The sequence below is a fragment of the Ensifer sp. SL37 genome (assembly GCF_026672675.1).
Taxonomy (GTDB): Bacteria; Pseudomonadota; Alphaproteobacteria; order Rhizobiales; family Rhizobiaceae; genus Ensifer; species Ensifer adhaerens.
This window is the reverse complement of record NZ_JAPPRN010000001.1, coordinates 951223-976488: the sequence shown is the minus strand read 5'-3', so window position 1 is coordinate 976488 and position 25266 is coordinate 951223. Positions and strand designations below refer to the sequence as shown.

The following is a 25266-nucleotide window of genomic DNA, read 5'->3' as shown; positions in this document are numbered from 1 at the left end:
CCGCACGCAAGATTTGTCAGCCCGTTCAAAAAGGTGGCCGGCGCAGGCAGGAGAAGTGCGCCGGCCCACAGCGCCGCGCATCCGTTCAGACGCGCAAAGGTCGCTGTAAAACTCTGAATTCCTGCATGTTTCTGTGCTTCAATCGGCGACGATTAAGGAAACATGCAGGAGGAGGATCAGTTGCGCGCCGCGTAATCGGCCATGTTTTTCGGCGTAACGAGCTCGAAGGGAACCCAGACGTTCTTTTTGACGCTTTCACCGCGCACCAGCGAGACGGCCGTGTCGACGGCGCTAGCCGATTGCCCCTTGGCGTTCTGGAATACGGTTGCGTCGAGGTCGCCGGCGGCCATGGCGGCAAGCCCGTCCTGGGTCGCGTCGATGCCAACGACGATCACGTCGTCCATCGATACACCGGCGGCCTTCAGCGCCTGGATGGCGCCGATCGCCATTTCGTCATTGTTGGCAAAGACCACGTCGATCGGCTGTCCGGCGGTGATCCAGTTGGTGGTGAGATCCATCGCATTGGTGCGCGTCCAGGCGGCCGACTGCTCGTCGGCAATCGTCGCACCCTTGCAGTCGCCGGCAGCGAGCGTTTCCTTGAACGCCGAGGTGCGGTCGCGCGAGGCCTGGTGAGCAAGGTCTCCCATCAGGATATAGACCTGCGCATCACTGGCCTTGCCCTTTTCCTTCAGCAGCGAACAGGCAGCTTCCGCACCCAATCTGCCGGAGTCCGTTTCTTTCGAGCCGACATAGGCCTGCTTTTCCGGCAGCTTGCCGAGGTTATCCGGCTCTAGATTGAGATAGACGAGCGGAATACCGGCCTTCTCAGCGGCTTCGCTGATGCCGGGGGCGGCCGAGGTATCCGTCAGCGTCATGATGATCGCGTCGACGCCGCCCGCGATGAAATTGTTCACCTGGTTGAGCTGCTTGGAGATGTCGGTCTGTGCGTCTTCGATCTGAACGGTGGCGCCGTTGACTTCGGCAGCGCGGGCATTGATGCCCTCACGCAGCAGCGTCTGGAAGTTGTTGTCGAAGCTCTGCATCGAGACGCCGATCGTCTCCGCCGAGGCAGCACTTCCCATCAAGGCGGCAAGCGCAGCCGCCAGGTACATGGATTTCATGATTTCCTCCGAGGGTGCCGGATCACCCGATCGCATTCCGGAGGCCCGATGGGTCTGATCAATGCTTGCGTGGTGGCCTTAGCCGAGCGCCACACGAACCTCGCCGTCGACGATTTCGGCGGGATAGGTCTTGAGATTCTCGCAGGCCGGAAGCCTGATGGCTTCACCGGTGCGATAATCGAAGGCGCCGGAATGCTTGGGACATTCCACCTCGTAGTCCATGACGAGGCCATCAGCGAGGTGAACGGCCTCGTGGGTGCAGAGCCCGGCGGTGCAATAGACGCTATCGTCGGGACCGCGGTAGACGGCGTAGGTTCGGCCGCCATGGTCGAAGCGGATCGCCCCTTCCTGTTCGATATCGTCCAGCTTGCAGGCTGGTACCCAGGTGATCACGTTGCTCATTCTGCTGCCTCCCCGATGGTGTTGCGTGCCTTGCGGGCTGCGAGTTTTTCCTTGCGTTTGCGGTAGCGCTCCTGCATCCGCGCCTCGCCCTCCTTGGAGCCGTCGTGCCAGGTGCCGAACCAGCGATCGAGCGGGATCAGGGCGTCGCCGTAATTCACCTCGAAATACTTGTGGTGCAGGTAATGCGCATAGGCGTGGCTATCGACGAGCGTCTCTTCACCGACCTCGACCTTGTCGAAGCCGACATGGCCGGGAATGGCACCGAAGCCCGCGTAGTGCAGCTGGTAAAGCATCAGGATCGGGTTGGACGGCAGGATCAGGTGATAGAAGGCGGTGGCGAAGTAGAGCAGGTGCTCGACCGGATGCATCGACAGCGACGACCAGGGCGACGGGTTCACCGAATTGTGGTGGACCGAATGCACCCACTTGTAGAGCAGCGGCGTGTGGATGAGCCGGTGGATGCAGAAGAAATGGAACTCGTGGATAACAGGCACCACCAATGCGACGAGCGCGAGCGTCCAGGGATTGTCCGCGAAGCTCAGCCACGGCGCATAGCCATTGGCGTAGGCCCAGAGCATGGCGACTTCGACGGCGGTCCAGATGGTCACGCCTGAGAGGAACGTGCGCAGGATGTTGTCGAGATTCTGGCTTTCGAACCAGAAGGCTTTGCTCTTCTGCTCGGCCGGAAACTTGCCGTTGTACTTGAACCGGTTTTCCTGCCGTTTCAGCACATAGAGATGCAGCTCGAAAGCGCCGTAGAAGAAGAAGACGCAAACCGCGTTGACCGCATAGAGCCAGGCGATCCAGCCGACGCTCAAGCTCTGCATCGCCTCGACCGGCGGGATCACCCAGGCCCAATAGACGACGGCCGACGCCGCGAAGATCGCATTCCAAGGAAAGAAGTAATGCGGCAGCCACTTGACGAGCGCCAGCAGTTTTGGCGGGAAGGCAAACAGCGGCGCCGTTTCGATCGGCTCGTTCGGCGCCCAGTCGCCGCGCTTGTTGCGGGTTCCATATTTCAGATCGTCCATGGCGCTCTCCTCCCGGCGGACCGCATGCGCTCCGCCCTAAATCCTTCGAAGGAGGTTGCTTTCCGGGTCTGTCGGAGCGCCTCCTTCTTGATAAAAATCTAGCAGGAGGCGGTCGGAACGGCGAAAGCTTGTTTGATCAAATCAGATCAAAGGCTTTCGGCTGTGATGGTAATGAAGCGAATGGGGGCGGTGTCCGGCTCCATCTCGGAAAGCCCGATCCGCCGCAGCATCAGGTCAAGCGAGCGACGGGCCTGTGCCTCCGGCGCCTGGTCGAGCACGACGTCCATGATGCCGTCGCTAAGCGCCTTGCGGGTGTAGTCGGTCAGCTCATGGCCGACGAAGAAGATTTCGGTGCCACGCTTATGTCGGCGAAGCACGTCGATCAGGGCCGCATTCGCGCCGCCGGCATTATAGAGCCCGGCCATATCCGGATACATGTCGAGCGCCCATCGCAACGCTTCGGCGCCATAGTGCTCCTCGTCGCGGGTAAAACCCAGCCACTCGAACCGGCGGTCGCCCGGATGCCCCTCAAAATAGTCCGAGAAGCCACTGAGGCGGTCGCGATGGACCTGATAGATCGGGTGGCAGAGCGCGACGACGGGCCCCGCCTTGCGCGCCATGCGCGCGATGAAGAGTGCCGCCGTTCGTCCGGCCGCGTGATTGTCGATGCCGACGAATTCGCCCAAGTCGTGCGAGGCCCTTGTCACGACATGGACCACCGGCACGCCGCGCACGATCACGGCTTCGACAGCGGCGCTGATCAGCGGATGATTGGGCACGGCCAGGATCAATCCGGCGCGGCTAACCTCGGCTGAAAGGATGCGCCTGGCGATCTCCTCCGGCTTCATTTCCTCGGTAAAGCTGCGATGCACGACGACGAGCGGATCCAGCGTCTCGGCGATCCGCTGAAAGGCCTGCGACAGGCGGCGATAGAAGGTCGTCTCCGGCCGCACCATCAGCACATCGATGCGCAAAAGCCCGCGATGGGTCTCGGGAAGGGTTCGCGGATAATTCAGCGCGCGCGCCGCAACGACGACTTTTTCGACGAGGTCCGGGCGAACACCACCGCGGCCGTTCAAGACCCGCTCGACTGTCGCGGTACCGACGCCTGCCAGTTCAGCAATGTCGCGATAGTTCGGCTTGCTCACCTGGACTACTCCCCACCACACGTGTTCATAGCGCCTTAGCATGTGATCGCCCCTGTTCGACAGAGCAGGCGTCCGAAGTCAGGGCCTCCCCTCGCCGCCGCTGCCGCGGCGCCTATATCAACCGGGTATCGAGAATGGGATCGAGGCATCATGACCTATGAATTGTACTACTGGGACGGCATCCAGGGGCGCGGTGAATTTGTCCGACTGGCACTCGAGGACGCCGGCGCCGCTTATGTCGATGTGACGCGCGCGCCGGGCCGCGGCACCGGGGAGATGCTGAAGCTGATGGAGAGCGCCACCGAGGCGCACGTGCCATTTGCGCCGCCCTTTCTGAAAGATGGCAACCAGATCATCTCGCATGTCGCCAACATCCTCTTCTACCTCGGCCCCAAGCTCAGCCTTGCGCCTGACGGTGAGGCGCTGCAGTGGTTCGCCAATGGCCTGCAGCTCACCGTCACCGACTTAATCGCCGAAGTGCATGACACGCACCATCCGATCGCGACTTCGAAATATTATGAGGAGCAGAAGGCGGAGGCGAAGGACCGCGCATTCGAATTCGTCACCAACCGCATCCCGAAGTTTCTCGGTTATTTCGAGCGGATTCTCGCGCAAAACCCTGATGGCAGCGGCCATGCAGTCGGGAACGCCGTCACCTATGTCGACCTTTCGCTGTTCCAGGTGATCGAGGGGCTACGCTATGCCTTTGCCAAAGCGATGCGGCACTATGAGGAGGACTACCCCAATCTCATGAAACTGCACGCCTCGGTGAAAGCCCGGCCGAACATCGCCGCCTATCTCGCCTCATCGCGACGGCTGGCCTTCAATGAAGACGGCATCTTCCGCAATTACCCGGAACTGGATATCGCGCCCTGACGGAAACTCCCCTCAGGCGGCCGCCGCCTGGTGCTCCCGCAGGAACGCGGAGACGCGCCTCAAGCCTCCGCGTAGAATGCCTTCGTTATTGGCGTAGCCGATCCTGAGATAGCCTCCCATGTCCATGGCGCTGCCCGGCGTGAACATCACGCCGGTTCGCTGTAGCAGTTGCAGGCAGAATGCCTCTGAAGTCATCGGCAGGTCGTATTTCAGAAGCGCCGTCGTGCCCGACTGCGGCTTGATCCAGGCGATCAACGGCTAAGCACCCACTCAGTCCGAGAGAATGGCGAGGTTGGTGCACCGTCTACAGCTCGGCGCAGGCCTATGCCTACATCAATGACGGCGACGGCGTCGTGACATTCGTCCGCAACGTCATCTCGTAGACAAGGCCTAAGCTGCCACCCGCTACTCGACGTAGTTCCAGGGGACGAAGCGATAGAGCGTCTCGTCGCGCGCCACATGGCCAACACCGGGGAACGGCAGATGCGCACCAGCGACGAGGTATCGCCCATCGGCCGCATCCGCCAGCGCCACGGCACGCGTCGCTGCCGCCGCGGTGCCGTCGACGTCGAAGCTGACGAAGACGTCAGGCGTGTCGAACTGGATGTAGTCGCCGTGAATGACGTCCCCCCAGAATACGAGGCGCTGGCCGTCATCCGCTTTCAGCACGATCGCGGAATGCCCGGGCGTGTGCCCGGCGCGCAGGGTCGATCCGAGGTTCGGCAAGACGTCCGCGTCGTCGGCGAAACGCTTCACTTTTCCGGCGGCGATATAGGGGGCCAGGGCATCGTGCGCTCGCTGAAAGTCGGTCTTCTGCGCCTCGGTCAGCGCCGTCACGCCCTCCCGCTCGATCCAGTAGCGGTATTCGCGCTCGGCGAGATGGATCTCGGCATTCGGGAATTGTGCTTTGCCGTCGATGGTGAGGCCGCCCGAGTGGTCGGCGTGCACATGGGTCAGGATCACCGCGTCGACCTGGTCGGCGCGATAGCCGGAGGCCGTGAGATGCCTCAAGAGCTTGCCGGCGGCAATGCCGAGCAGGCTCCCCGACCCGGCATCGATCAGCACCAGCCGTTCGCCGTCGTTGACGAGATAGGCGTTGATCGACAGATGCGGCTCCTTGCCGAGGAAGTTTTCGTCCAGCCTGCGCTGCAGCTCGCCTTCCGGTTCGTTCTGATAGATCTTTGTCATCGGCAACGCCAAGGTGCCGTCCGACAAGGCGGTGACTTCGAACTTTCCGAAGCGGAAGCGATAGTAACCGGCATTGGCGACGGTCGATAATGGCGCGGCGGAAAAGGCGATCCGCGGTGCGAGCGGCAACAGGGCCGCGGCGGCAAGAAGGCCCAAAGCTTGTCTGCGAGTGGTCATGATCGGCTCCTTCGATTGGATGCCGAGACGCTATCAATTCAACCGTCGGTCGATTATCCTGCGATCGTGGAAGTAATTGTTCCGGAAACGCATGAAATCCCCCCAATCTGCCGATCTCAACAGCCTCAGGATTTTCCTCGAGGTCGCCCGCTCAGAGAGCTTTTCCTCAGCTGCGCTTCGCCTGCACCTGCCACCGAGCACGGTCAGCCGGCGCCTGGGCGAGCTTGAGGCAGCGCTTGGCGTCGCCCTGCTGCTGCGCTCCACCCGCCGGGTCTCCTTGACCGAGGCCGGAAAGCATCTGCTGGAATCGGTCGGGGGCGCCGTCGAGCTCATCGACCGCGGCATCGCCGGCTTCCAACCGGCCGACGGTACGGCGCGCGGGCGCCTAAGGGTCGCGACGTCAGTCGCCTTTGCCCGTACCTTCCTGCCACCGATCCTGAAGCGCTATGCGGAACTCTGCCCAGAAGTCCAGGTCGACGTGCAGACCACCCACCAAAATGTCGATCTGATCGGCGAAGGCGTCGACGTGGCCTTAAGGATGGGCGAACCCGTCGACAGCGAGATGATCTACCGCAAGATCGGAACGATCGAGCAGCGCCTCTATGCCGCGCCCGCCTATTGCGCAGGATTGGCGCTGTCTTCGCCCGAGGACCTCATGCACGTCGCCCTGGTGGCACACCGGACACGCATGCGACGGGAGCTTGCCCATTGGGTGCTGTCAGACGGCAACAGGCACTTTACGCTCGAGCGCCCGCCATCGATCGTCGTCGACGATCCGGCGATCGGTGAGCGCCTGATCTCCGAAGGTCTCGGCATCGGCATGCTCAGCGACGCGCTCGCCGCTGACGGCGTCGCAGCAGGAAGACTTGTGCCGGTTCTTCCCGAATGGTTCGGGCCGCCTACGCACCTCTACTACCTCTACCACCAGCAACTGGGCGACCTGCCGAAAGTGGCGGAGTTCCTGAAAGCGGTGCGCGAGACGTTTCAGGTTCGGAGCAAGTAACGTCGCACCGCCGCCGCTTCCAGCAACCGTCATGCGGCGACGCGCGGACGGCCGGGCTTTCGCGCCTAGGGCCGAAGCTCTTCGATCGAATCCACCCGGTCCGGATAGAATGCCAACCGATCCCGGATGTCGGCGACCGCCTCATGCGGGTTCTCATAGCTCCAGACTGCGTTTCGCGATCGCTCGCCGCCGGATGGGATGCTGTAGTAGGACGCATCCCCCTTATAGGGGCAGTGGGACGCGTGATCCGTGCGCTCAAGCAAAGACATGTCGACATCCTCACGCGGGATGTACTGCACCGGCGGATAGGACGCCTCGCGCAAGGCGAGCGCATTGCGGGTGTCGGCAATGACGCGCCCGCCGAGGGTGACGACGACACGGGCCTGGTTTTGCTCGATGGTGATCGGATGATCGGGGCCGGGAATCTTGATCGGTTTGTCTGACATGGGCGACCGCCTCCAGAACGTTACGGATACTAGGTGGTTACCTCGCCGGCCAATTCCAACCGGTCACGCCAAAAACCCTCAGCTGTTTGCCGCCGGAGAACGGACGGCTGTTGAGGGTTCTACCGCGGCCGCCGTCGGATGGCTCTCGTCGAGCAGCTTGCGCACCTCCATCACGCCCTTGGCCGTATCCGACCAGCTGTGTCTCCAGACGAGAAGCGCGACCGAGCCGACGATGGCGATAATAAAGGCGATCGGCCCCAGGAACCAGAGCGCGGCGGCAACGGTGAAGTAATAGGAGCGGACACCCTGGCTGAAGGATCGAAGGGCCGGATTGATCATCAGCGACAGGGCGTGGGCCCATGCGGCGATGTCGCGGGCTTCTTCGCGCGAAGGGCTCGCTCCGATCGCTGCGAGGCAATAGTTGATCTGCCGCACCGCCCAGATGAATTCGGACAGCCCGCGCAGCAAGGTCGCCATGACGAGCAGCACCTTGCATTGAAACAGCCACAACGGCTCGATCGGCGCGAACATTGCGATGATGCCCGACTGAAGGCCAATCGTCGGCTGGATGAAAAGCGCACTGCTCATGGCGACGATGACGATGAGATTGGCCGAGCCGAAGAACGAGGCCGAATTGATCGTGTGACCGAGAATGGCGGCGTCACCGATGAAGTTGGTATCCCGCGTCAGCACCTCGCGCATCCAGGCCTGCCGGACACGCACCATGTCCAGCATCAGGCTGTCTGTCCGGCGCGGCCAACCAAGCGCCATCATCGGCTCCAGTCCCACCCAGGTCACGAGGAACAGGATAATCGCGATCCAATCAAGCATCTGCACGGCCAGCCTCCCACCATAGCAGTTCCTAATAGAAGCCGCGGCGAGCGGCGCGTCAACGCGGCGGCGCAAGTCGGGACTGCCGAAGCCGACGGCGTCGCCAGTACTTGCTGACAATCCCTGGGACTTATGTGTCATCACCGGATTGACTCGGCCTGTATCCTGGATACAATTTGCCTCGATCTTGGGAGGGATCGATGAACCAATCCTTTGAATGGCGAAGCCAGTCACGCTTGCTCGACGAAGTGGCCCAGGCCCTTCGCGAACGTATTTATGCCGGCGTCTATGCGCCGGGCGCGACGCTGCGCCAGGAAAAGATCGCCGCCGAGTTCGGCATCAGCCGCACGCCGCTGCGCGAGGCGCTGCGCGTGCTCGAGCGCGACGGGCTGGTTGTCAACAAGCCGGGCAGCGGTGTCCGGGTCGCAACCGCCGACCTGCCGAAACTGCTGGACGCCTACGCGGTGCGTGAGGCCATGGATGGCGTGGCGGCCCGCAACGCCGCCGAGCGGGCGACAAATGCCGAGATCAAGGATCTGGCAAAGCAGGTGGAGCGCCAGCGCAAGACCGTCGAAAACTGGGATCCAGGCGCCTACACACAGTCCAACGTCGTCTTTCACGAGGCGATCGTTGCGGCCTCGCGCAATGCGTCGCTGGCGCCGCTCGGGCCGCTTCTGCGCATGACCTCGCAGGTTTTTGCCCCAGCCTTTTCGCTTTCGAGCGAGCGGGCGAGCACTGCGGTCGCCGAACACGGGCTGATCGTCGAGGCGATCGCCGCACGGAACCTTGATGAATCCGAGAAACTGGCCCGCGCCCACATCAACGCGACGGCCATGAGATTGAAGGCGCTGCTTGAAGAGCGCGGGACTGACAAAGAGGCATGACTGTGAAGACCTACGGCAATTTCATCGCGAACAAGTGGCAGGACGCAACGGGCGGCGAGTTCATCGCCGTCAGGGATCCTTCCAACGGCCTGGAATTTGCGCGCATCGCCCGGGGCACTCGGGACGATATCGATCTCGCCGTGCGTTCGGCACGCGCGGCACTCTCAGGTGAGTGGGGACGCCTGACGCCGACCGAGCGCGGCCGGGTGCTGACCCGGATTTCGGCCGGTGTGCTGCGCAACATCGACCTTCTGACGGAGCTCGAAGCACGCGATGTCGGCAAGCCGCTGACCCAGGCGCGGGCCGATGTCGTGGCGCTCGCCCGCTATCTCGAATTCTATGGCGGTGCTGCCGATAAGGTACATGGCGACACCATTCCCTATCAGAACGGCTTCACCGTGCTGACCGTCTATGAGCCACACGGCGTCACGGGCCATATCATCCCCTGGAACTACCCGATGCAGATCCTCGGCCGCAGTCTCGGCGCGGCCCTTGCCATGGGCAATGCCGCCGTGGTCAAGCCCGCAGAAGAAGCCTGCTTGACGATCCTCGAGTTTGCCCGCATCGCCGAAGAAGGGGGCCTGCCGTCGGGTGCGCTCAACATCGTCACCGGCTTCGGCTCGGAGGCGGGCGTCGCCCTCTCAGAACACCCCGATGTCAACCACATCTCCTTTACCGGCTCGGTCCGCACCGGCGAAATGGTGCAGGCAGCCGCGGCGAAGAACGCCGTGCCGGTGACGCTGGAACTCGGCGGCAAGTCGGCGCAGATCGTCTTTGCCGATGCGGATCTCGACCGCGCGGTCCCCTTCCTCGTCAATGCCGGCATCCAGAATGCCGGTCAGACCTGCTCGGCCTCGTCTCGCATTCTGGTCGAGCGTGCCGTCTATGAAGAAGTGGTCGCGCGGATGAGCGAACGGTACCGCGCCCTGAAGGTCGGTCCTGCTGGCAGCGATCTCTCGGTCGGCCCGGTCGTCTCGCACCGGCAGAAGGCGATCGTCGAGGGCTTCCTTGCCGACGCCGCCAAGGATGGCCTGAAGGTCGCGGCGCAGGGCGAGATCGTCGCCGACGCGCCGGCCGAGGGCGCCTATGTCGCGCCGACGTTGCTGCGAGACGTGCCGCACCAACACCGCACGGTGCAGGAAGAGATCTTCGGCCCGGTTCAGGTGATCATGCCCTTCGACGGCGAGGAGGAAGCCATTCGACTTGCCAACGGCACCGCCTATGGCCTCGTCTGCGGCGTCTGGACCAATGACGGCGGCCGGCAGTTGCGCATGGCGCGCGCCGTGCACGCCGGCCAGGTCTTCATCAACAATTACGGCGCCGGCGGCGGCGTCGAGCTGCCCTTCGGCGGCGTCAAGAAATCGGGCCATGGCCGCGAGAAGGGTTTTGAGGCCCTCTACGGCTTTGCCAGCATGAAAACCATCTCTGTCTACCACGGCTAGAGCGCGCAAAACCGCAGGCGGCGTTCCACCCGCATCGCGCTCCAACCCATGATCTAAGTCTCCTTGGGAGGAACAACAAAGTGTCACTGGAAGGTAAAGTCGCTCTCATCACCGGCGCAGGCTCCGGTTTCGGCGAAGGCATTGCCAAGCGCTTCGTCGAAGGCGGCGCCAAGGTCATCGTCGTCGATCGCGATGCCGCAGGCGCAGAGCGCGTCGCCAAGCAACTCGGCAGCAATGCCATCGCCGTGGTTGCCGATATCGCCAAGGAAGCCGACGTTAATGCGGCCGTTGCGGCGGGTCTCAAGCAGTTCGGGCGCGTCGATATCCTGATCAACAATGCCGGCATCGGCCACAAGCCGCAGAACGCCGAACTGGTCGAGCCCGACGAATTCGACCGTATCCTCGGCGTCAATGTGCGCGGCGTCTACCTGATGACGCGGGCGCTGCTGGCGCACATGAAGGAAAACAAGGCGGGCGTTATCGTCAACATCGCTTCGACCGGCGCCAACCGGCCGCGTCCGAACCTTGCCTGGTACAATGCGACCAAGGGCTGGGTCGTTTCTGCCACCAAGGCGCTCGCGATCGAGCTCGCGCCCTTCAACATCCGCGTCGTCGCGCTCAACCCGGTTGCCGGCGAAACGCCGCTGCTGACCACCTTCATGGGCGAGGACTCCGACGAAATCCGCAAGAAGTTCCGCGATTCCATTCCGCTCGGACGCCTGCTGAAGCCGGAAGACCTTGCGGAGGCCGCCTTCTTCGTCGCCTCGCCGCAGGCGTCGATGATCACCGGCGTGGCGCTCGACGTCGACGGCGGACGCTCGATCTGATTATTTCGACCTGATTTCCGGGACCATAAACAACGAAACCGCAAAGCGGGGGAACCATGATGAATTTGACGAAACTGGCGCTTGCCTCGTGCTTCATCGCCGCGTCGCTGACGCCGGCGATGGCCAAGGATACGATCACTGTCGGCCAGGTGCTCGAGCCGCCGGGCCTCGACCCGACCGCGGGCGCCGCCGCACCCATCCGCTACATCACCTACGGCAACCTTTTCGAAGGTCTCGTCCGGGTGGTGGAAGACGGCACGGTGAAGCCGCTGCTCGCCGAGAGCTGGACGATCTCCGACGACCAGAAGACCTACAGCTTCAAGCTCCGCCAGGGCGTCAAGTTCCATGACGGCACGGCTTTCGACTGCTCGGTGGTGAAATTCTCCTATGAGCGCGCCGTCTCGGCCGATTCCACCAATGCGCAGAAGGGCCTGTTCGAGCCGATCGAAAAGACCGAATGCCCGGATCCGGCCACCGCGGTCGTGACGCTGAAGCGCCCGGCCTCCAACTTCCTCTTCAACATGGCCTGGGGCGACGCGGTCATGATCGCGCCGTCGTCGGCCGCCGACAACAAGACCAAGCCGGTCGGTACCGGCCCGTTCAAGTTCAAGGAATGGGCGAAGGGCGACAAGGTGGTGCTGGAAAAGAACGCCGACTATTGGGGCGAACCGGCTAAGCTCAGCGAAGTGACCTTCAAGTTCATCAGTGACCCGTCGGCTGCAGCGGCCGCCGTTCTTGCCGGCAACGTCGATGCCTTCCCGATGTTCCAGGCCGCAGAACTGGTCAGCCAGTTCCAGAGCGACCCGAACCTGCAGGTCGAGGTCGGCAGCACCTCGGGCAAGGTGGTGCTTGCGCTCAACAATGCGAAGAAGCCCTTCGACGACGTGCGCGTGCGGCAGGCGCTTGCCCATGCGATCGACCGCAAGGCGCTGGTCGAAGGCACTTACTCGGGCTTCGGCACGACCATCGGCTCGCATTATTCGCCGGTCGAACCCGGTTATGTCGATCTGAACGAGACCTACCCCTATGACCCCGGCAAGGCGCAGCAACTGCTGCAAGAAGCGGGCGTTCAGAACCTCGAAATCACCATCATGCTGCCGCCGCCGGCCTATGCCCGCCGCGGCGGCGAGATCATCGCGGCCATGCTCAGCGAAGTCGGCATCAAGGTGAACCTCGTTCCGATCGAGTTCGCACAATGGCTGGATCAGGTCTTCAAGAACTCGAACTTCGACGCAACGATCATCGCCCATGCGGAAGCCCGCGACCTCGATATCTATGCGCGCGACAAGTACTACTTCAACTACCAGAGCCCGGAATACAAGGCGCTCTACAAGTCCTACACGCTGGCTGCGACCGAGGCCGAGCAGATGGACCTGATCGGCCAGCTCCAGCGCAAGCTCGCAGCGGACGAACCGAACGTCTTCCTCTACGCGCTGCCGAAGATCGGCGTCTGGAACAAGAAGGTGAAGGGTCTCTGGAAGAACATGCCGGTGCCGGCCGACGACCAGACCCAGACCTATTGGGAAAACTGATCGACTTTCATTGAGCGGGATGCGGACGGAAATCCGCACCCCGCTCCAGCATCTGCCCCTCGTTGGGGCGGACGCAGATCTGCCGTTGATTGACGCACCCGGCGCCGGTCAACGCTCGCTCTTTCCGGGAGGTTGATGTGATTTCCTTCATTGGCGGTCGCCTCGTGTCGCTCTTGCTGACGACGCTGGTCGCCTCAGTCATCGTCTTTCTGCTGATGCAGGTGCTGCCCGGCGACCCCGCCGTGCTGATGCTCGGCATGAATGCCGACGCAGATGCGATCGCGGCGCTGCACCGGCAGCTCGGCCTCGATCAGCCGATCTGGATCCGCTACCTCCACTGGATCGGCGGCTTCGTGGTCGGCGATTTCGGCATGAGCCTCACCTATTCGGTGCCGATCCGGGAGCTGCTTGGCCCGCGCATCCTGGTGACGCTGCCGCTGGCGCTGCTCTCCATGGCAATCTCGGTCGCCGTCGCCATCGCCATCGGCGTCTATGCCGCCGCCAACCGCGGCAAGGCCGGCGACACCGTCGTCATGGGCATCGCCCAGGTGGGCGTCGCCATCCCAAACTTCTGGCTGGCGCTTCTCTTCATCTTGCTCTTCGCGCTGAAGCTCGCCTGGTTCCCGGCCTCCGGCTTTGCCGGCTGGGAAGGCGGCATCTGGAACGGCCTGCATTCTCTCATCCTGCCGGCGCTCGCACTCGGGCTGCCACTTGCGGCCATTCTCGGACGCGTCACGCGCTCGGCCGTCATCGAGACGCTCGGCGAGGATTTCATCCGCACCGCGCGCGCCAAGGGGCTTAGCCGTTCGGGCGCTCTCTGGAAGCATGCGGTGCCCAATGCGCTCATTCCGGTCGTCACCATTATCGGCCTGCAATTTTCCTTCCTGCTTGCCGGCACGATCATCATCGAAAATGTCTTCAACCTGCCGGGTATCGGCCGCCTCGTCTTCCAGGCGATCGCGCAGCGCGATCTCGTGACGGTGCAGACGCTGGTGACCCTGCTTGCCGCCTCCGTCATCACCATCAATTTCCTCGTCGATCTGGTCTACGGCTATCTGGATCCGCGCCTGTCGAGGGGAGGCCACTGATGTCCGCTCCTGCAACCGCCGCGCAACCCAGCCTCATCTCCAAGCTTATCGGCAGCCGAAATCTGACGATCGGGGCCACCGTCACCGTCATCCTCGTGGCGATGGCGCTCGTCTCCTATGTCTGGACGCCCTATTCGCCGACGGCGATGAACTTCCGCGACAAGCTGCAGGGACCGAGCCTTGCCCATTGGTTCGGCACCGACAACTTCGGCCGCGACATCCTGTCGATGATCATGGTCGGCGCCCGCAACTCGATCAGCGTCTCGATCGTCGCGGTTCTCGTCGGTGCCGGCATCGGCGTGCCGCTTGGCGCTTGGGCGGCTGCTCGCGGCGGCTTTGTCGATGGTCTCGTCATGCGCATGAGCGACCTCGCCTTCGCCTTCCCGGCGCTTCTGACCGCCGTCATCATCACCGCGATCTTCGGTCCGGGCGCTACCAACGCGATGATCGCGATCGGCATCTTCAACATTCCGGTCTTTGCCCGCGTCACCCGCGGTGCCTCAATGGGCCTCTGGAAACGCGAATATGTGCAGGCCGCGCGCTGCGCTGGCCGCGGCGACGTCGCGATCACGTTTCTGCACATCCTGCCCAACATCAACCACGTGCTGCTCGTTCAGGTGACGATCCAGTTCGCCTTGGCGATCGTTGCCGAAGCCGGCCTTTCCTATGTCGGCCTCGGCACGCAGCCGCCGATGCCGAGCTGGGGCAAGATGCTGAACGACGCCCAGACCTTCATCTATCAGGCGCCCTGGCTCGCGATCTTCCCGGGCCTGGCGATCACCTTCGCCGTGCTCGGCCTCAACCTGCTCGGCGATGGCCTGCGCGACATTCTCGACCCGCGCGTGAGGCGGCAACGATGACCAAACCCTTGCTTCACATGGCCGGCATGTCGGTCGAACTCACCGCGGGCAAAAGCACGGTCGATATCGTCTGCGACATCGATCTCGAACTCAACCGCGGCGAACGGCTTGGGATCGTCGGTGAGTCCGGCAGCGGCAAGTCGATGACAGCCCTTGCCGTCATGGGCCTGCTTCCGCAGCGCATGCGGGTGCGCGGCGAACTTTCCTTCGACGGCCGCAATCTCGCGGGCTTGGACGAAGCCGACTATTGCGGCTATCGCGGCCGGCGCATGGCGATGATCTTCCAGGAGCCGATGACGGCGCTCAATCCGGTCAAATCGATCGGCGCGCAGATCGCCGAGGGACGGCGGCTGCATCTCGGCGAAACGAAGGCCGATGCGGAGAAGAAAGCGCGTGCGCTGCTCGACCGCGTCGGCCTGCCGGCGCCGCGCTTCGACCTCGATCTCTACCCGCACCAGCTCTCCGGCGGCCAGCGCCAGCGCGTGATGATCGCCATGGCGATCGCCTGCGAACCGGATCTGCTGATTGCGGACGAGCCCACGACGGCGCTCGACGTTACGGTGCAGGCGCAGATCCTCGATCTGCTCGACGAGCTGATCGAAGACACCGGCACAGCACTGATGCTGATCACCCACGATCTCGGCGTCGTCTCCGAGATGACCGACCGCATCGCGGTCATGTATGCCGGCCGCATCATCGAAACCGGGCGCACGGACGATGTCTTTGCGCGCATGGCGCATCCCTATGCCCGCGGCCTTTTCGCCGCGTCGCCGCATGGCGCGGCCCTTGGCTCCCGCCATCAAGGCGATGGGCGCCCGCGGCTGAATGCCATCCCCGGTATCGTTCCGGATCCCTTTGGCCGTCCATCCCACTGCTCCTTTGCGGACCGCTGTTCCTTCGCCGAGGCCGACTGCCGTCAGGCGATCCCGGCACTCGACCTGATCAATACCGATGGAAACGTGGAGCATCGCGCCGCCTGCTTTCATCCGCGCGAAAGGATGGTGGCCCCGTGAGCGAGGTGATCCTCAAAACCACCGATCTGGTGCGCGAATACGACCTGCCACGCCCGTCGATCTTCTCGAAGCAGAGCCGCCTGCGCGTGCTCCATGGTGTCAGCGTCGAACTCGCCGCCGGCCAGAGCCTCGGCATCGTCGGCGAAAGCGGCTCCGGCAAGTCGACCCTGGCCCGCGCCGTGATGGGGCTGGAGCGGCCGCAATCGGGCCAGGTATCGATAGCCGGCAAGGACATCTACGCGCTCGATCGCGCCGGACTGCGAGAGGCGCGCAAGGGGTTTCAGGCGATCTTCCAGGATCCCTACGGCTCGCTCGATCCGCGCCACACGGTTCGGACGATCATCTCCGAGCCGATCGTTTCGCTGGAGCGTGGAACGGGCACCACGGAGCGCAACCGGCGCATCGCCGAGGTGCTGGAAGCCGTCGGCCTACCCTTGGCGTCGGCCGACAAGTATCCGCACGAATTCTCCGGCGGCCAGCGCCAGCGCATCGCCATCGCCCGCGCGCTGATCACCCGGCCGGCCCTGATCGTCGCTGACGAGCCAGTGTCTGCACTCGACGTCTCGATCCAGGCGCAGGTTTTGAACCTGATGATGGACCTGCAGGAAAGGCTCGGCCTTTCCTATCTGTTCATCAGCCACGATCTCGGCGTCGTGCGCGCCATCACCGACCGGGTTGCCGTCATGCATCTCGGCCGCATCGTCGAGGAAGGACCGACGGCCGAGGTCTTCGACAACCCGCGCCATCCCTATACTCAGGCGCTGGTCGCTGCCGTGCCGAAACCGTTTTCCGGACGGCGCAAGCGGGTGCGTTCCGCTGGGCCGCCGCAAACGCCCGTCCATACCGCAACGACCGCAGCCGGCTGCGCCTATGCTGCCGTCTGTCCCCGCAGGCAGGAGATCTGTCTGACCCGAACGCCTGAGGCCAAGCCGGTGACGCCGGCCTGGTCCGCCCGCTGCCATTTTGCCTAGGAAGTGCCCCATGTCCGAACTCGCCGATCTCTCCGCCGTCGATCTCGTCGACGCCTACCGCTCGAAGAAGCTTTCCCCCGTCGAGGTCACCGAAGCGGTGATTGCCCGCATCGACGCTTCCGAGCCAAAGCTGAACGCGCTTTGGGCCTATGACCCGGCCGAGGCGCGCAAGGCCGCCAAGGCATCGGAAGAGCGCTGGGCAAAGGGTGAACCTCTGGGCGCAATCGACGGCGTGCCGGTGACGATCAAGGAAAACATCGCAACCAAGGGCACCGCCGTGCCGCTCGGCTGTGCTGCCGTGTCGCTGACGCCTGCAACCGCCGACGCGCCGCCGGCAGCCCGCACCCGCGAGGCGGGCGGGATCCTTCTCGCCAAGACCACCATGCCGGACTACGGCATGCTGTCTTCCGGCCTTTCCAGCTTCCACAAGCTTGCCCGCAATCCGTGGGACCTTTCGGCCAATCCCGGCGGTTCAAGCGCTGGTGCCGGTGCTGCCGCTGCAGCCGGCTACGGACCGTTGCACATCGGTACGGATATAGGCGGCTCGGTCCGGCTGCCGGCCGGCTGGTGCGGCATTGTCGGGCTCAAGCCTTCGGCCGGCCGCGTGCCGATCAACCCGCCCTTTATCGGCCGCGTTGCCGGCCCGATGACCCGGACGGTCGCCGACACGGCACTCTACATGTCGGTGCTGTCGCAGCCGGACGCCCGGGACACCATGTCCCTGCCCTATGCCGACATTCCCTGGCTCGATCTTGATCGTGATCTGAAGGGTCTGAAGATCGGCCTCTGGCTCGACGCCGGCTTCGGCCAGTCGGTCACGCAAGAAACGGAACAGGCGGTCAAGAAGGCGGCACAGCTCTTTGCCGATGCCGGCGCGATCATCGAGCCGATCGGCCCCTTCCTGACGCGCGAAATGATCGACGGTCTCGACCGCTTCTGGCGGGCGCGCGGCTGGGAAGACGTGTCGCGCCTCTCGCCGGAAAAACAGGCGCAGATCCTGCCCTATATCTTCGACTGGATCAAAACGGCCGAGAATTTCTCCGGCCGCGAGGTCTATACCGGCTTCGCCCAGATCGACGCCATGCGCAACGCGCTGCATGCGGCACTTTCCGGCTATGATTTCACCCTGTCGCCGACGGCCCCGACGGCCTCCTATCCGGCCGAATGGGCCTCGCCGGTCAACGACCCGCAGAAGCCGTTCGAACACATCGCCTTCACAGTCGCCGTCAACATGGGCGGCCAGCCGGCAATCTCGCTCAACTGCGGCTACACCTCGGGCGGCCTGCCGATCGGCCTGCAGATCATCGGCCAGCAGTTCGACGACATCGGCGTGCTGCGCCTCGCGCGTGCCTTCGAGACAATGCGCCCTCAGCAGCGCCCATGGCCAAAGGTCGCATGATGAGCAACACCATGCGTTACACCATCGAAAGCGGCGATCTCGAAAACATCGTTTCCCGCCTGCTCGACATCGTTCGCCGGCTCGGCGTCAGCGTCTCGAAACTCGCGATCGAGGTAGACGGCGGCAACGCCAATCTTGAAATCGCCCTCGCTCCGGCTTCGCAGGCTGTCGCCAACACGCTGCGAGAGCGCATCGGACAGATCGAAGGCGCGAAGGCAGCGGTCTAGCCCGCATCATTATCAACGCGGCCGTGCCGCTTTACACCGACTGAAAACCACAGGAGTGCCGACAATGGCCCGCAAACTTTTCATCCTCCCCGGCGACGGCATCGGCCCGGAAGCCATGGCGGAAGTCCGCAAAATCATCGCCTACATGAATGCCGAGCTTGGTGCCGGCTTCGTGACGGACGAGGGCCTGGTCGGCGGTTCGGCCTATGACGCTCACGGTCAGGCGATCTCGGAAGAGGACATGGCAAAGGCGCTTGCCGCCGATGCGGTGTTGTTCGGCGCCGTCGGCGGTCCGAAGTGGGATGCGGTGCCCTACGAGGTTCGCCCGGAAGCCGGTCTGCTGCGCCTGCGCAAGGATCTCGAGCTCTTCGCCAACCTGCGCCCGGCGATCTGCTATCCGGCGCTTTCCGCCGCCTCGTCGCTGAAGCCCGAACTGGTCGAAGGCCTCGACATCCTGATCGTGCGCGAATTGACCGGTGGCGTCTATTTCGGCGAACCGAAGGAGATCGTCGATCTCGGCAACGGCCAGAAGCGTGGCATCGACACCCAGGTCTATGACACCTACGAGATCGAGCGCATCGCCGGCGTCGCCTTCGAGCTGGCCCGCACCCGCAACAACCGCGTCTGCTCGATGGAAAAGCGCAACGTCATGAAGTCGGGCGTGTTGTGGAACCAGGTGGTGACCGAGACGCACAAGGCGAAATACTCCGACGTCCAGCTCGAGCACATGCTGGCGGACGCCGGCGGCATGCAGCTGGTGCGCCAGCCCAAGCAGTTCGACGTCATCGTCACCGACAACCTGTTCGGCGACATGCTGTCGGACGTGGCGGCGATGCTCACCGGTTCGCTCGGCATGCTGCCGTCGGCCTCGCTCGGCGCACCGGATGCGGTCAGCGGCAAGCGCAAGGCGCTCTATGAGCCGGTGCATGGCTCGGCACCCGACATTGCCGGCCAGGGCATCGCCAACCCGATCGCGATGATCGCCTCCTTCGCCATGTGCCTGCGCTATTCCTTCAACCTGGTGACGGAAGCCGACAATCTGGAGAAGGCGATCGCCACCGTGCTCGACCAGGGCATCCGCACCGGCGACATCATGGCCGAAGGGGCGAAGAAGGTCGGCACCACCGAGATGGGCGACGCCATCCTTGCCGAGTTCAAGGCGCTGTCGGCGTAAGCGACAACCCATCCTGAACGGCGTCACGCTGACGCCAACAGGCCTACGAAAACCAACACCTCCGGAGCGCATCCGGAGGTGTTTTGCATTTCACGGCCCTGCGAGAATGCGGCGTCTCAGATCGTGATGCCGCCGTCTATGTTGATTGCCTGGCCGGTAATGAAGGCCGCCTCGTCGGAGGCGAGGAAGGCGCAGATGGCGGCGACTTCTTCGACCGTGCCGAACCGGCCGGCCGGCTGGCGGCTGATGAAGGATCGGTAGGCCTCATCCCGGCTTCCAAGCTTTTCGCCAAGTTCGCCGATGCGCTCTTCCAGGGAGGGTGACGCGACGGTGCCGGGGCAGACCGAATTGCAGCGAATGCCCTGAGAAACGTAGTCAGCTGCCACCGCCTTGGTCAGGCCTATGACGCCACCCTTGGCGGCGCCATAGGCGGCACGCCGCGGGAAACCCTTGATCGAGGAGGCAACCGATCCGATGGTGATGATGCTGCCGCCATTGGCCTTCATCTTCGAGATTGCGCCGGCAATGACGTTGTAGGCGCTGTCGAGCGTAATGTTCACCGAGCGCCGCCAATCGGCGGGCGAGCATTCCTCGATCGTGCCCTGATGCACGTAACCGACCGCGTGCACGAGGATATCGACCCGGGCGAAGGCGTCGAAATAGGCACCGACCGCCACATGATCCGTCGCATCGAGCCGCGTCGTTGTAGCCCCTTCGAGGGTGGTGAGCAGCTCGGCATTGATGTCGCTGGCGTGGACCTCGGCGCCTTCAGCCATCAGTCGTTCGGCGACCGCGCGGCCGATGCCTTGGCCGGCAGCCGTGACCACGGCAATGCGCCCGGTCAAACGTCCCGTCTTTTCCTTCATGGCGAGACCCTTCTGCATGTCTAGAGGGATTGAACGACCTGACGCTGGCGGCCGAGTCCATCGATACCGAGTTCGACCACGTCACCGGGCCCAAGATAGCGCGGCGGCTTCTTGCCCATGCCGACGCCGGGGGGCGTGCCGGTGCAGATGAGATCGCCGGGCTCCAGCACGCAGAACTCGCTCATGTAGGAGACGATGGTCGCGACGTCGAAGATCATGCGCGCGGTCGTACCCGCCTGCATGCGCTCGCCGTTGACGTCGAGCCACATCGACAGGGCCTGCGGGTCCGGAACCTCGTCTTTCGTCACAAGCCAGGGGCCCGTCGGGCAGAAATTGGGGAAGCTCTTGCCCTTCACCCACTGCCCGCCACGCTCCATCTGCCAGGCACGTTCGGAGACATCGTCGACGATCGTGTAGCCGAGGACATGGTCCATAGCCTCGGCGCGCGATACGTTGAGCGCCTGCTTGCCGATGACGATGCCGAGCTCGACCTCCCAGTCCAGCTTCGACATTTTCTCGGTGTGGAGAAGCGGTGCGTTCGGGCCGCAATAGGTGCCGGCCGCCTTGTTGAAGAGGATCGGTTCGGACGGCACTGGCAGTCCCGCCTCTTCCGCATGGTCGGAGTAGTTGAGGCCGACGCACCAGATTGTACCGGGCCTTGCGACCGGCGGCAGGATGTCCGCATCGACCACCGGCATCACAGGGAGCGCCGCGAAATCGGCGCCGGAGAGCACTGCCAAGACACCAGGCAAAGTCTCCGCCGTGAAGTCCTGGACGAGCGAAGACACGTCCCGCGCCTTGCCCTCGCCATCGAGGATGCAGGGCACGGCAGAGCCGTCGACGGTGAGACGCAACAATTTCATTCTCTTGGCCTTTCAGTTGGATATGTCTCAGCGAGCGACCATTCAGCCGATCGGAGCGGCTTCGACGGAAAGCCGATAGCGGGTGGTGAAGGTCTGATCGGGTTCGAAGGCAATCGCCGTTGCAACGCCGGATCCCGCGATGGGGCTGTCGCCCGTGGAGACAGCCGGTCCGAGATCGAAGGCGGATGCGATCGGCTCGACGCCGAGCGCCACGTGCCGCCCATTCCAGGGGTAGGCCTTGCGACCGCGGTTGCTGTACCAGAGCAGCAAGCTTGGGAAATGCTCGTTCTGCCAAGTGAGCCGCGCGCGAAAACCCTCGTCGCGATAGTGGAGCGCGAGGCTGCCGTCGATGCCCGAGAGCTGCAGCAGGTCCTCGGTCTCCTCGACAAGCGGCACCTGCGACGCATCGAGCATGACACCTTTGCGCGTCTCGACCTTGCCGAGCGATAACCATTGCCGATCGGGCGAGAACAGAGCCGCGCCCGGTTCGACATCGCCGGGAAAACTCCAGACGCGATCATGGGCGCCGGGTTCGATCGTGACCGAACCGGGACGGCTCGGCAGTCGGAACGTCGGATGCAGGCCGATCGGCAGGCGGCACGGACGCCGGGCCTCGATTTCCAGGGTGATGTCGATGGAGGGCGCATTTGGATCCGGCACGATCTGCCGCCGCAACAGTCGGATCGGATGGTTCTCCGGATAATGGCATTCCATCGCTATCTGGCGGTCGTCGCAGGCACCCCACGCCCAATGGACATTGGAGCTATGGCCATGCGGCACGCCGGCGCCGTCGAAACTCTCACCGTCTACGGACCAGCCTGCAGGAAGCGTGCGGCTGGCGTCGCTGCCGAAAGGCACACACGGCCACTCGCCACGCAATTCCTTCAGGATTTCCGGCAGCGTCTCGCGCTCGGGATCGTTGCCCCAAGGCGCAACTTGCAAGGGGCTGACTTGCCGCCCGTCCGGAAGCAGGAACAGCACCGGGCCGAGCATGCCGCCGAGCGACTGCACCGAGAGGCAGCCATGCGCCCAGGCGAGCGCGCGCCGTGTGGTCTCCGCGCTCACTTTGTAGCCGCCCCGAACCGGTTTTCCGGCATGCCGGCGACCGTGACGCGCATGGCATAGAGGCTGCCGGCGAGACGCTCGGCTGGCCCCGCACCGGCCGTGGTGATGTAAAGCGTCTTCAGGTCGGCGCCACCGAAAGTGCAGGTGGTGATGTTGGTGATCGGCATATCGATCGTCTCGGCAAGGCTGCCATCCGGCGCAACACGGGCGATGCAGCCACCGCCATAACGGCAGTTCCAGAGGAACCCCTCGCTGTCGATCGCCGAGCCGTCGGGCGCGCCGCGATCGAAACCGGTGAAGAAGGGTCGTTCGCCGGAAATCGAGCCGTCCACGGCATGATAGTCGAAGGCGTAAATCTCGTTTGCCAGCGTATCGCCGAAGTAGAAGGTGCTTCGATCCGGGCTCCAGCAGAGCGTGTTGGAAATGCCGAGGCCATGCCGCCATTCGGTGACGGTGCCATCGGGTGCGATCCGGTAGAGGATGCCCTCGCCCGGGGCAACGTCGCCAAGCTGGCCATCCGGAAGCACGTTGTTCTTCATCGAGCCGACCCAGAAGTTTCCGAGGGGATCGGCGCGACCGTCATTCAGCCGAACACGCGGTGAACCGGGCAGGACGAAGCCGTGATCCTGCCGCCGGTCGGTTTCGGGCCACCACCATATGAGCTTCGAGCCGAGAGCGATGAGCAGACGCCCATCTTCACGGGTCAGCGAGATCGCCACCACCGGCTCGTCGAAGAGCCACGTCCTGACCGCGCACGCCGCCTCGTCATAGCGGTGGATCAGAAAGCGGTTGATGTCGGTCCAGTAGAGCGCCGCCTCTTCCGCCGACCAGACGGCGCCCTCGCCGCAGCGGTCGCCGACGGGCGCGACACAGACGAGCTCACGGGCCATCTCCGCCTCCTATTCCGCTGCGATGCTTGTCGGGATCGAACGCGCGGGGCCGAGCGCCTCGGCATTCTGCACAAGCGCCTTCATGTAGCCGAGCGCAAAGGCCTTGCCCGCATGCCAGGAGGCGCCGCAGGTCATGGCCGGCGTATGGTCGGGGATCATCACACCCTGGTAGTTTTCGTCGCGCAGGATGCGGATGATTTCGGCCATGTCGATATCGCCCTCGTCGACGAAGGTCTCGACATAACGCGGCATCTTTCCGCGTACGTTGCGGAAGTGGATGTAGCCGATGCGGCCGGAGCGGGCGAAACGACGAACGTGCTCGTAGATATCCCCTCCCGGCATTTCCTGCAGCGAGCCGAGGCAGAGTTCGAGCCCGTTCGAGGGCGAGTCGACGATCGCCATCAGCCGGTCGTACTTCTCCGGACGGTTGACGAGCCGCGCGGTGCCACGCAGTTCCTCGGCTGGCGGATCGTCCGGGTGAGCGCCGAGCACCACGCCCGCCTCCTCGGCGACCGGCACGACCTCCTTCAGGAAGTGGCTGAGGCGGTCCCAGAGCTCCGCCGAGCTGACGGAAACGGAGGCAGCGCCGGCGACGCCACGACGATAGCGCATGTTCCAGACCATGCCGTCTGGAATCGGCGCATCCGGGCTTGGCGCGATGCTGTTTTCGACGCCGAAGCCGACGGATTCCGCACCGCCGCGGGCGTAGGGGCCGCGGGTCCAGCCATAGACGCCGGCAAGCGAGAAATTGTAGCCGATGCAGGGAATGCCGGCGCGACCGGCGTCGCGAATGAGCTGCTTCAGCCCCTCGATCTGCTGCGCCCGCTCTGGCCCGTCGAGCAACACGTCATGCCAGAAGCGCGGCGAGAAGTTCTCGATCGCCGCCACTTCCAGCCCACCGGCCCGCACGTCCTTCACCAGCGCCGACAGCTCTTCGTAAGTCCAGAGCCGGTCACCGGAGCAATCACCCCAGCCGCCCTGGTCGCCACTGTCGATCTTCGGATCCTTGCCGGCGAAATAGTTGGTGAGATGCGCGACGACGTGGGTCGCGCCCGCCTGCAAGGCAAACTGAAAGTTATCCGGGGTGAGTTGCTCCCGGTAGAGCCCAAGGCCGATTTTCATCTTGTCGTTTCCTATCCGATTATTTGACGCCGATGCCGGCGGTGAGGCCGCCGTCGATGCGGAAGTCCGAGCCGGTGACGAAGGCGGCGCGATCCGAGGCGAGATAAGCGACCAGCTCGGCCACCTCCTCCGGCTCGCCGATGCGGCCGATCGGGTGTGCCGCGCCGAAGCGGGCAAAGGCTTCCGCCTCGCTGACGCCCTCGCCCCCATAGGTGCGGGCTGCAAGCGATAGCAGCGGCGTGCGCACCGAGCCTGGGCTGACCGAATTGACCCGGACCTTCGCCGCCGCATGATCGAGCGCCATGGCGCGGGTCAGCGCATGGATCGCGCCCTTGGAAGCGACATAGGCGGCGACGTTCTGCTGGCAGGCATGACCCTGCACCGAGGAGATGTTGACGATCGCGCCGCCGCCGCGCTTCATCATTTCCGGAATGCCGAAGCGGCCGGTGAGATAAATCGAGCCGACATTGACCGACAGGCAGCGCGCAAAGGTCTCGGCGCTGGTGTCGAGCACGGTGCCATAGGGGTGAACGGCGGCGGCATTGACGATGATGTCGAGGCCGCCGTGGCGCAGCACCGCCTCGCGCACGGCCGCCTCGACCTCTGCTTCCACGGCAACGTCCGTCAGTCGGGTCGACATCGGCAAGTCGCGCTCTTTGGCTATGCGGTCGAAGATTTCGTTGGTGGCGACGTCGTTGCCACAAGCAAGCACGGTCGCGCCTGACGAGGCGAGCCGGATCGCCGAGGCAAGCCCGATCCCGGACGTGCCGGTGACCAGCGCGATCTTTCCCTTGAATTCAGTCATGATTGTCTCCGCGAT

At 63.9% G+C, this 25266-nt stretch carries 27 protein-coding genes; 13 read left to right on the top strand and 14 right to left on the bottom strand.

The annotated features are described in order from the left end of the window. Nucleotides 1-176: 176 nt before the first annotated feature. From OVA00_RS04445 to OVA00_RS04430, 4 genes are all read right to left on the bottom strand, one after another. Nucleotides 177-1121 (bottom strand): substrate-binding domain-containing protein, encoded by a 945-nt coding sequence (locus tag OVA00_RS04445; protein WP_060529331.1) that lies wholly within the window; start codon nt 1119-1121, stop codon nt 177-179. A gap of 78 nt (nt 1122-1199) precedes the next feature. After that, nucleotides 1200-1511, bottom strand: a complete 312-nt coding sequence (locus tag OVA00_RS04440) for a MocE family 2Fe-2S type ferredoxin (RefSeq protein WP_034801776.1) — start codon at nt 1509-1511, stop codon at nt 1200-1202. Between the two features lie 8 nt (nt 1512-1519). After that, nucleotides 1520-2554, bottom strand: a complete 1035-nt coding sequence (locus OVA00_RS04435) for a sterol desaturase family protein (protein WP_060584590.1) — start codon at nt 2552-2554, stop codon at nt 1520-1522. A gap of 146 nt (nt 2555-2700) precedes the next feature. Beyond that, on the bottom strand, nt 2701-3702 hold the full coding sequence (locus tag OVA00_RS04430; RefSeq protein WP_060521854.1) for a LacI family DNA-binding transcriptional regulator: 1002 nt from the start codon (nt 3700-3702) through the stop codon (nt 2701-2703). A 150-nt stretch (nt 3703-3852) separates the two neighbouring features. On the opposite strand from OVA00_RS04430, the gene OVA00_RS04425 reads away from it, so the two are divergent. Continuing rightward, nucleotides 3853-4578: a glutathione S-transferase gene (locus OVA00_RS04425; protein WP_060521853.1), complete on the top strand. Its 726-nt coding sequence runs from the start codon at nt 3853-3855 to the stop codon at nt 4576-4578. A 12-nt stretch (nt 4579-4590) separates the two neighbouring features. Here the strand turns inward: OVA00_RS04425 and OVA00_RS04420 are convergent, their stop codons facing one another. Further along, the gene (locus OVA00_RS04420; protein WP_060521852.1) at nt 4591-4833 is read right to left on the bottom strand and encodes a hypothetical protein; all 243 of its coding nucleotides are present in this window, start codon (nt 4831-4833) and stop codon (nt 4591-4593) included. Nucleotides 4834-4983: 150 nt separating this feature from the next. Continuing rightward, nucleotides 4984-5943: an MBL fold metallo-hydrolase gene (locus OVA00_RS04415; RefSeq protein WP_060521851.1), complete on the bottom strand. Its 960-nt coding sequence runs from the start codon at nt 5941-5943 to the stop codon at nt 4984-4986. A 91-nt stretch (nt 5944-6034) separates the two neighbouring features. On the opposite strand from OVA00_RS04415, the gene OVA00_RS04410 reads away from it, so the two are divergent. After that, a complete protein-coding gene (locus tag OVA00_RS04410; RefSeq protein WP_060584594.1) occupies nt 6035-6946 on the top strand; it encodes a LysR family transcriptional regulator in 912 nt (303 codons plus the stop codon). 65 nt (nt 6947-7011) lie between these two features. Here the strand turns inward: OVA00_RS04410 and OVA00_RS04405 are convergent, their stop codons facing one another. After that, nucleotides 7012-7392 carry a DUF427 domain-containing protein gene (locus OVA00_RS04405; RefSeq protein ID WP_268088107.1) on the bottom strand — a complete coding sequence of 127 codons (381 nt, stop codon included), beginning with the start codon at nt 7390-7392 and terminating at the stop codon, nt 7012-7014. A 78-nt stretch (nt 7393-7470) separates the two neighbouring features. Further along, nucleotides 7471-8223: a DUF599 domain-containing protein gene (locus OVA00_RS04400; RefSeq protein WP_082584675.1), complete on the bottom strand. Its 753-nt coding sequence runs from the start codon at nt 8221-8223 to the stop codon at nt 7471-7473. 200 nt (nt 8224-8423) lie between these two features. Between OVA00_RS04400 and OVA00_RS04395 the strand changes: the two genes are divergently transcribed. The 11 genes from OVA00_RS04395 (at nt 8424) to leuB (ending at nt 19640) form a co-directional block, all read left to right on the top strand. Further along, nucleotides 8424-9107, top strand: coding sequence for a GntR family transcriptional regulator (locus OVA00_RS04395; protein WP_034801749.1), 684 nt, complete (start codon nt 8424-8426; stop codon nt 9105-9107). Continuing rightward, on the top strand, nt 9104-10549 hold the full coding sequence (locus OVA00_RS04390; RefSeq protein ID WP_034801751.1) for an aldehyde dehydrogenase family protein: 1446 nt from the start codon (nt 9104-9106) through the stop codon (nt 10547-10549). The genes OVA00_RS04395 and OVA00_RS04390 overlap by 4 nt, the downstream gene beginning before the upstream one ends. An 80-nt stretch (nt 10550-10629) precedes the next feature. Then, nucleotides 10630-11376 (top strand): glucose 1-dehydrogenase, encoded by a 747-nt coding sequence (locus tag OVA00_RS04385; RefSeq protein WP_034801753.1) that lies wholly within the window; start codon nt 10630-10632, stop codon nt 11374-11376. A 56-nt stretch (nt 11377-11432) separates the two neighbouring features. Next, on the top strand, nt 11433-12908 hold the full coding sequence (locus OVA00_RS04380) for an ABC transporter substrate-binding protein (RefSeq protein ID WP_060608119.1): 1476 nt from the start codon (nt 11433-11435) through the stop codon (nt 12906-12908). A gap of 137 nt (nt 12909-13045) precedes the next feature. Next, a complete protein-coding gene (locus tag OVA00_RS04375) occupies nt 13046-13996 on the top strand; it encodes an ABC transporter permease (RefSeq protein ID WP_034801757.1) in 951 nt (316 codons plus the stop codon). Then, on the top strand, nt 13996-14856 hold the full coding sequence (locus tag OVA00_RS04370) for an ABC transporter permease (RefSeq protein WP_060521844.1): 861 nt from the start codon (nt 13996-13998) through the stop codon (nt 14854-14856). Before OVA00_RS04375 ends, OVA00_RS04370 begins: the two co-directional genes overlap by 1 nt. Next, nucleotides 14853-15869: an ABC transporter ATP-binding protein gene (locus tag OVA00_RS04365; protein ID WP_060608125.1), complete on the top strand. Its 1017-nt coding sequence runs from the start codon at nt 14853-14855 to the stop codon at nt 15867-15869. The genes OVA00_RS04370 and OVA00_RS04365 overlap by 4 nt, the downstream gene beginning before the upstream one ends. Then, complete coding sequence (locus OVA00_RS04360; RefSeq protein WP_083523734.1) at nt 15866-16840, top strand: ABC transporter ATP-binding protein; 975 nt, start codon at nt 15866-15868, stop codon at nt 16838-16840. Before OVA00_RS04365 ends, OVA00_RS04360 begins: the two co-directional genes overlap by 4 nt. 10 nt (nt 16841-16850) lie before the next feature. Next, the gene (locus tag OVA00_RS04355; protein WP_268088102.1) at nt 16851-18239 is read left to right on the top strand and encodes an amidase; all 1389 of its coding nucleotides are present in this window, start codon (nt 16851-16853) and stop codon (nt 18237-18239) included. Nucleotides 18240-18250: 11 nt separating this feature from the next. Beyond that, nucleotides 18251-18466, top strand: coding sequence for a hypothetical protein (locus OVA00_RS04350; protein WP_134886311.1), 216 nt, complete (start codon nt 18251-18253; stop codon nt 18464-18466). Nucleotides 18467-18530: 64 nt separating this feature from the next. Next, nucleotides 18531-19640 carry a 3-isopropylmalate dehydrogenase gene (gene leuB / locus OVA00_RS04345; RefSeq protein WP_089042909.1) on the top strand — a complete coding sequence of 370 codons (1110 nt, stop codon included), beginning with the start codon at nt 18531-18533 and terminating at the stop codon, nt 19638-19640. Nucleotides 19641-19756: 116 nt separating this feature from the next. On the opposite strand, the gene OVA00_RS04340 is transcribed toward leuB, so the two are convergent. From OVA00_RS04340 to OVA00_RS04315, 6 genes are read right to left on the bottom strand one after another with little or no spacing between them, the layout of a single operon-like run. Further along, nucleotides 19757-20524, bottom strand: coding sequence for an SDR family oxidoreductase (locus tag OVA00_RS04340; protein WP_268088099.1), 768 nt, complete (start codon nt 20522-20524; stop codon nt 19757-19759). Nucleotides 20525-20526: 2 nt separating this feature from the next. Then, nucleotides 20527-21369, bottom strand: a complete 843-nt coding sequence (locus OVA00_RS04335) for a fumarylacetoacetate hydrolase family protein (RefSeq protein WP_268088098.1) — start codon at nt 21367-21369, stop codon at nt 20527-20529. Nucleotides 21370-21411: 42 nt separating this feature from the next. Continuing rightward, entirely contained in the window at nt 21412-22434 is a 1023-nt protein-coding gene (locus OVA00_RS04330) for a hypothetical protein (protein ID WP_034787909.1), read from the bottom strand. Further along, complete coding sequence (locus tag OVA00_RS04325) at nt 22431-23324, bottom strand: SMP-30/gluconolactonase/LRE family protein (RefSeq protein WP_268088097.1); 894 nt, start codon at nt 23322-23324, stop codon at nt 22431-22433. The genes OVA00_RS04330 and OVA00_RS04325 overlap by 4 nt, the downstream gene beginning before the upstream one ends. Nucleotides 23325-23333: 9 nt before the next feature. Continuing rightward, nucleotides 23334-24446 (bottom strand): mannonate dehydratase, encoded by a 1113-nt coding sequence (locus tag OVA00_RS04320; RefSeq protein WP_034787903.1) that lies wholly within the window; start codon nt 24444-24446, stop codon nt 23334-23336. Nucleotides 24447-24465: 19 nt separating this feature from the next. Beyond that, nucleotides 24466-25251, bottom strand: coding sequence for an SDR family NAD(P)-dependent oxidoreductase (locus OVA00_RS04315; RefSeq protein ID WP_034787900.1), 786 nt, complete (start codon nt 25249-25251; stop codon nt 24466-24468). Nucleotides 25252-25266 lie beyond the last annotated feature (15 nt).

Bases quoted from the DNA above. Each gene is read 5' to 3' on its own strand.
- OVA00_RS04370 (WP_060521844.1), top strand. From the start codon at position 13,996: ATGTCCGCTCCTGCAACCGCCGCGCAACCCAGCCTCATCTCCAAGCTT.
- OVA00_RS04355 (WP_268088102.1), top strand. From the start codon at position 16,851: ATGTCCGAACTCGCCGATCTCTCCGCCGTCGATCTCGTCGACGCCTAC.
- OVA00_RS04435 (WP_060584590.1), bottom strand. From the start codon at position 2,554: ATGGACGATCTGAAATATGGAACCCGCAACAAGCGCGGCGACTGGGCG.
- OVA00_RS04315 (WP_034787900.1), bottom strand. From the start codon at position 25,251: ATGACTGAATTCAAGGGAAAGATCGCGCTGGTCACCGGCACGTCCGGG.
- OVA00_RS04410 (WP_060584594.1), top strand. From the start codon at position 6,035: ATGAAATCCCCCCAATCTGCCGATCTCAACAGCCTCAGGATTTTCCTC.
- leuB (WP_089042909.1), top strand. From the start codon at position 18,531: ATGGCCCGCAAACTTTTCATCCTCCCCGGCGACGGCATCGGCCCGGAA.
- OVA00_RS04425 (WP_060521853.1), top strand. From the start codon at position 3,853: ATGACCTATGAATTGTACTACTGGGACGGCATCCAGGGGCGCGGTGAA.
- OVA00_RS04335 (WP_268088098.1), bottom strand. From the start codon at position 21,369: ATGAAATTGTTGCGTCTCACCGTCGACGGCTCTGCCGTGCCCTGCATC.
- OVA00_RS04380 (WP_060608119.1), top strand. From the start codon at position 11,433: ATGATGAATTTGACGAAACTGGCGCTTGCCTCGTGCTTCATCGCCGCG.
- OVA00_RS04415 (WP_060521851.1), bottom strand. From the start codon at position 5,943: ATGACCACTCGCAGACAAGCTTTGGGCCTTCTTGCCGCCGCGGCCCTG.
- OVA00_RS04405 (WP_268088107.1), bottom strand. From the start codon at position 7,392: ATGTCAGACAAACCGATCAAGATTCCCGGCCCCGATCATCCGATCACC.
- OVA00_RS04340 (WP_268088099.1), bottom strand. From the start codon at position 20,524: ATGCAGAAGGGTCTCGCCATGAAGGAAAAGACGGGACGTTTGACCGGG.
- OVA00_RS04445 (WP_060529331.1), bottom strand. From the start codon at position 1,121: ATGAAATCCATGTACCTGGCGGCTGCGCTTGCCGCCTTGATGGGAAGT.
- OVA00_RS04395 (WP_034801749.1), top strand. From the start codon at position 8,424: ATGAACCAATCCTTTGAATGGCGAAGCCAGTCACGCTTGCTCGACGAA.
- OVA00_RS04350 (WP_134886311.1), top strand. From the start codon at position 18,251: ATGCGTTACACCATCGAAAGCGGCGATCTCGAAAACATCGTTTCCCGC.
- OVA00_RS04390 (WP_034801751.1), top strand. From the start codon at position 9,104: ATGACTGTGAAGACCTACGGCAATTTCATCGCGAACAAGTGGCAGGAC.
- OVA00_RS04320 (WP_034787903.1), bottom strand. From the start codon at position 24,446: ATGAAAATCGGCCTTGGGCTCTACCGGGAGCAACTCACCCCGGATAAC.
- OVA00_RS04400 (WP_082584675.1), bottom strand. From the start codon at position 8,223: ATGCTTGATTGGATCGCGATTATCCTGTTCCTCGTGACCTGGGTGGGA.
- OVA00_RS04365 (WP_060608125.1), top strand. From the start codon at position 14,853: ATGACCAAACCCTTGCTTCACATGGCCGGCATGTCGGTCGAACTCACC.
- OVA00_RS04325 (WP_268088097.1), bottom strand. From the start codon at position 23,324: ATGGCCCGTGAGCTCGTCTGTGTCGCGCCCGTCGGCGACCGCTGCGGC.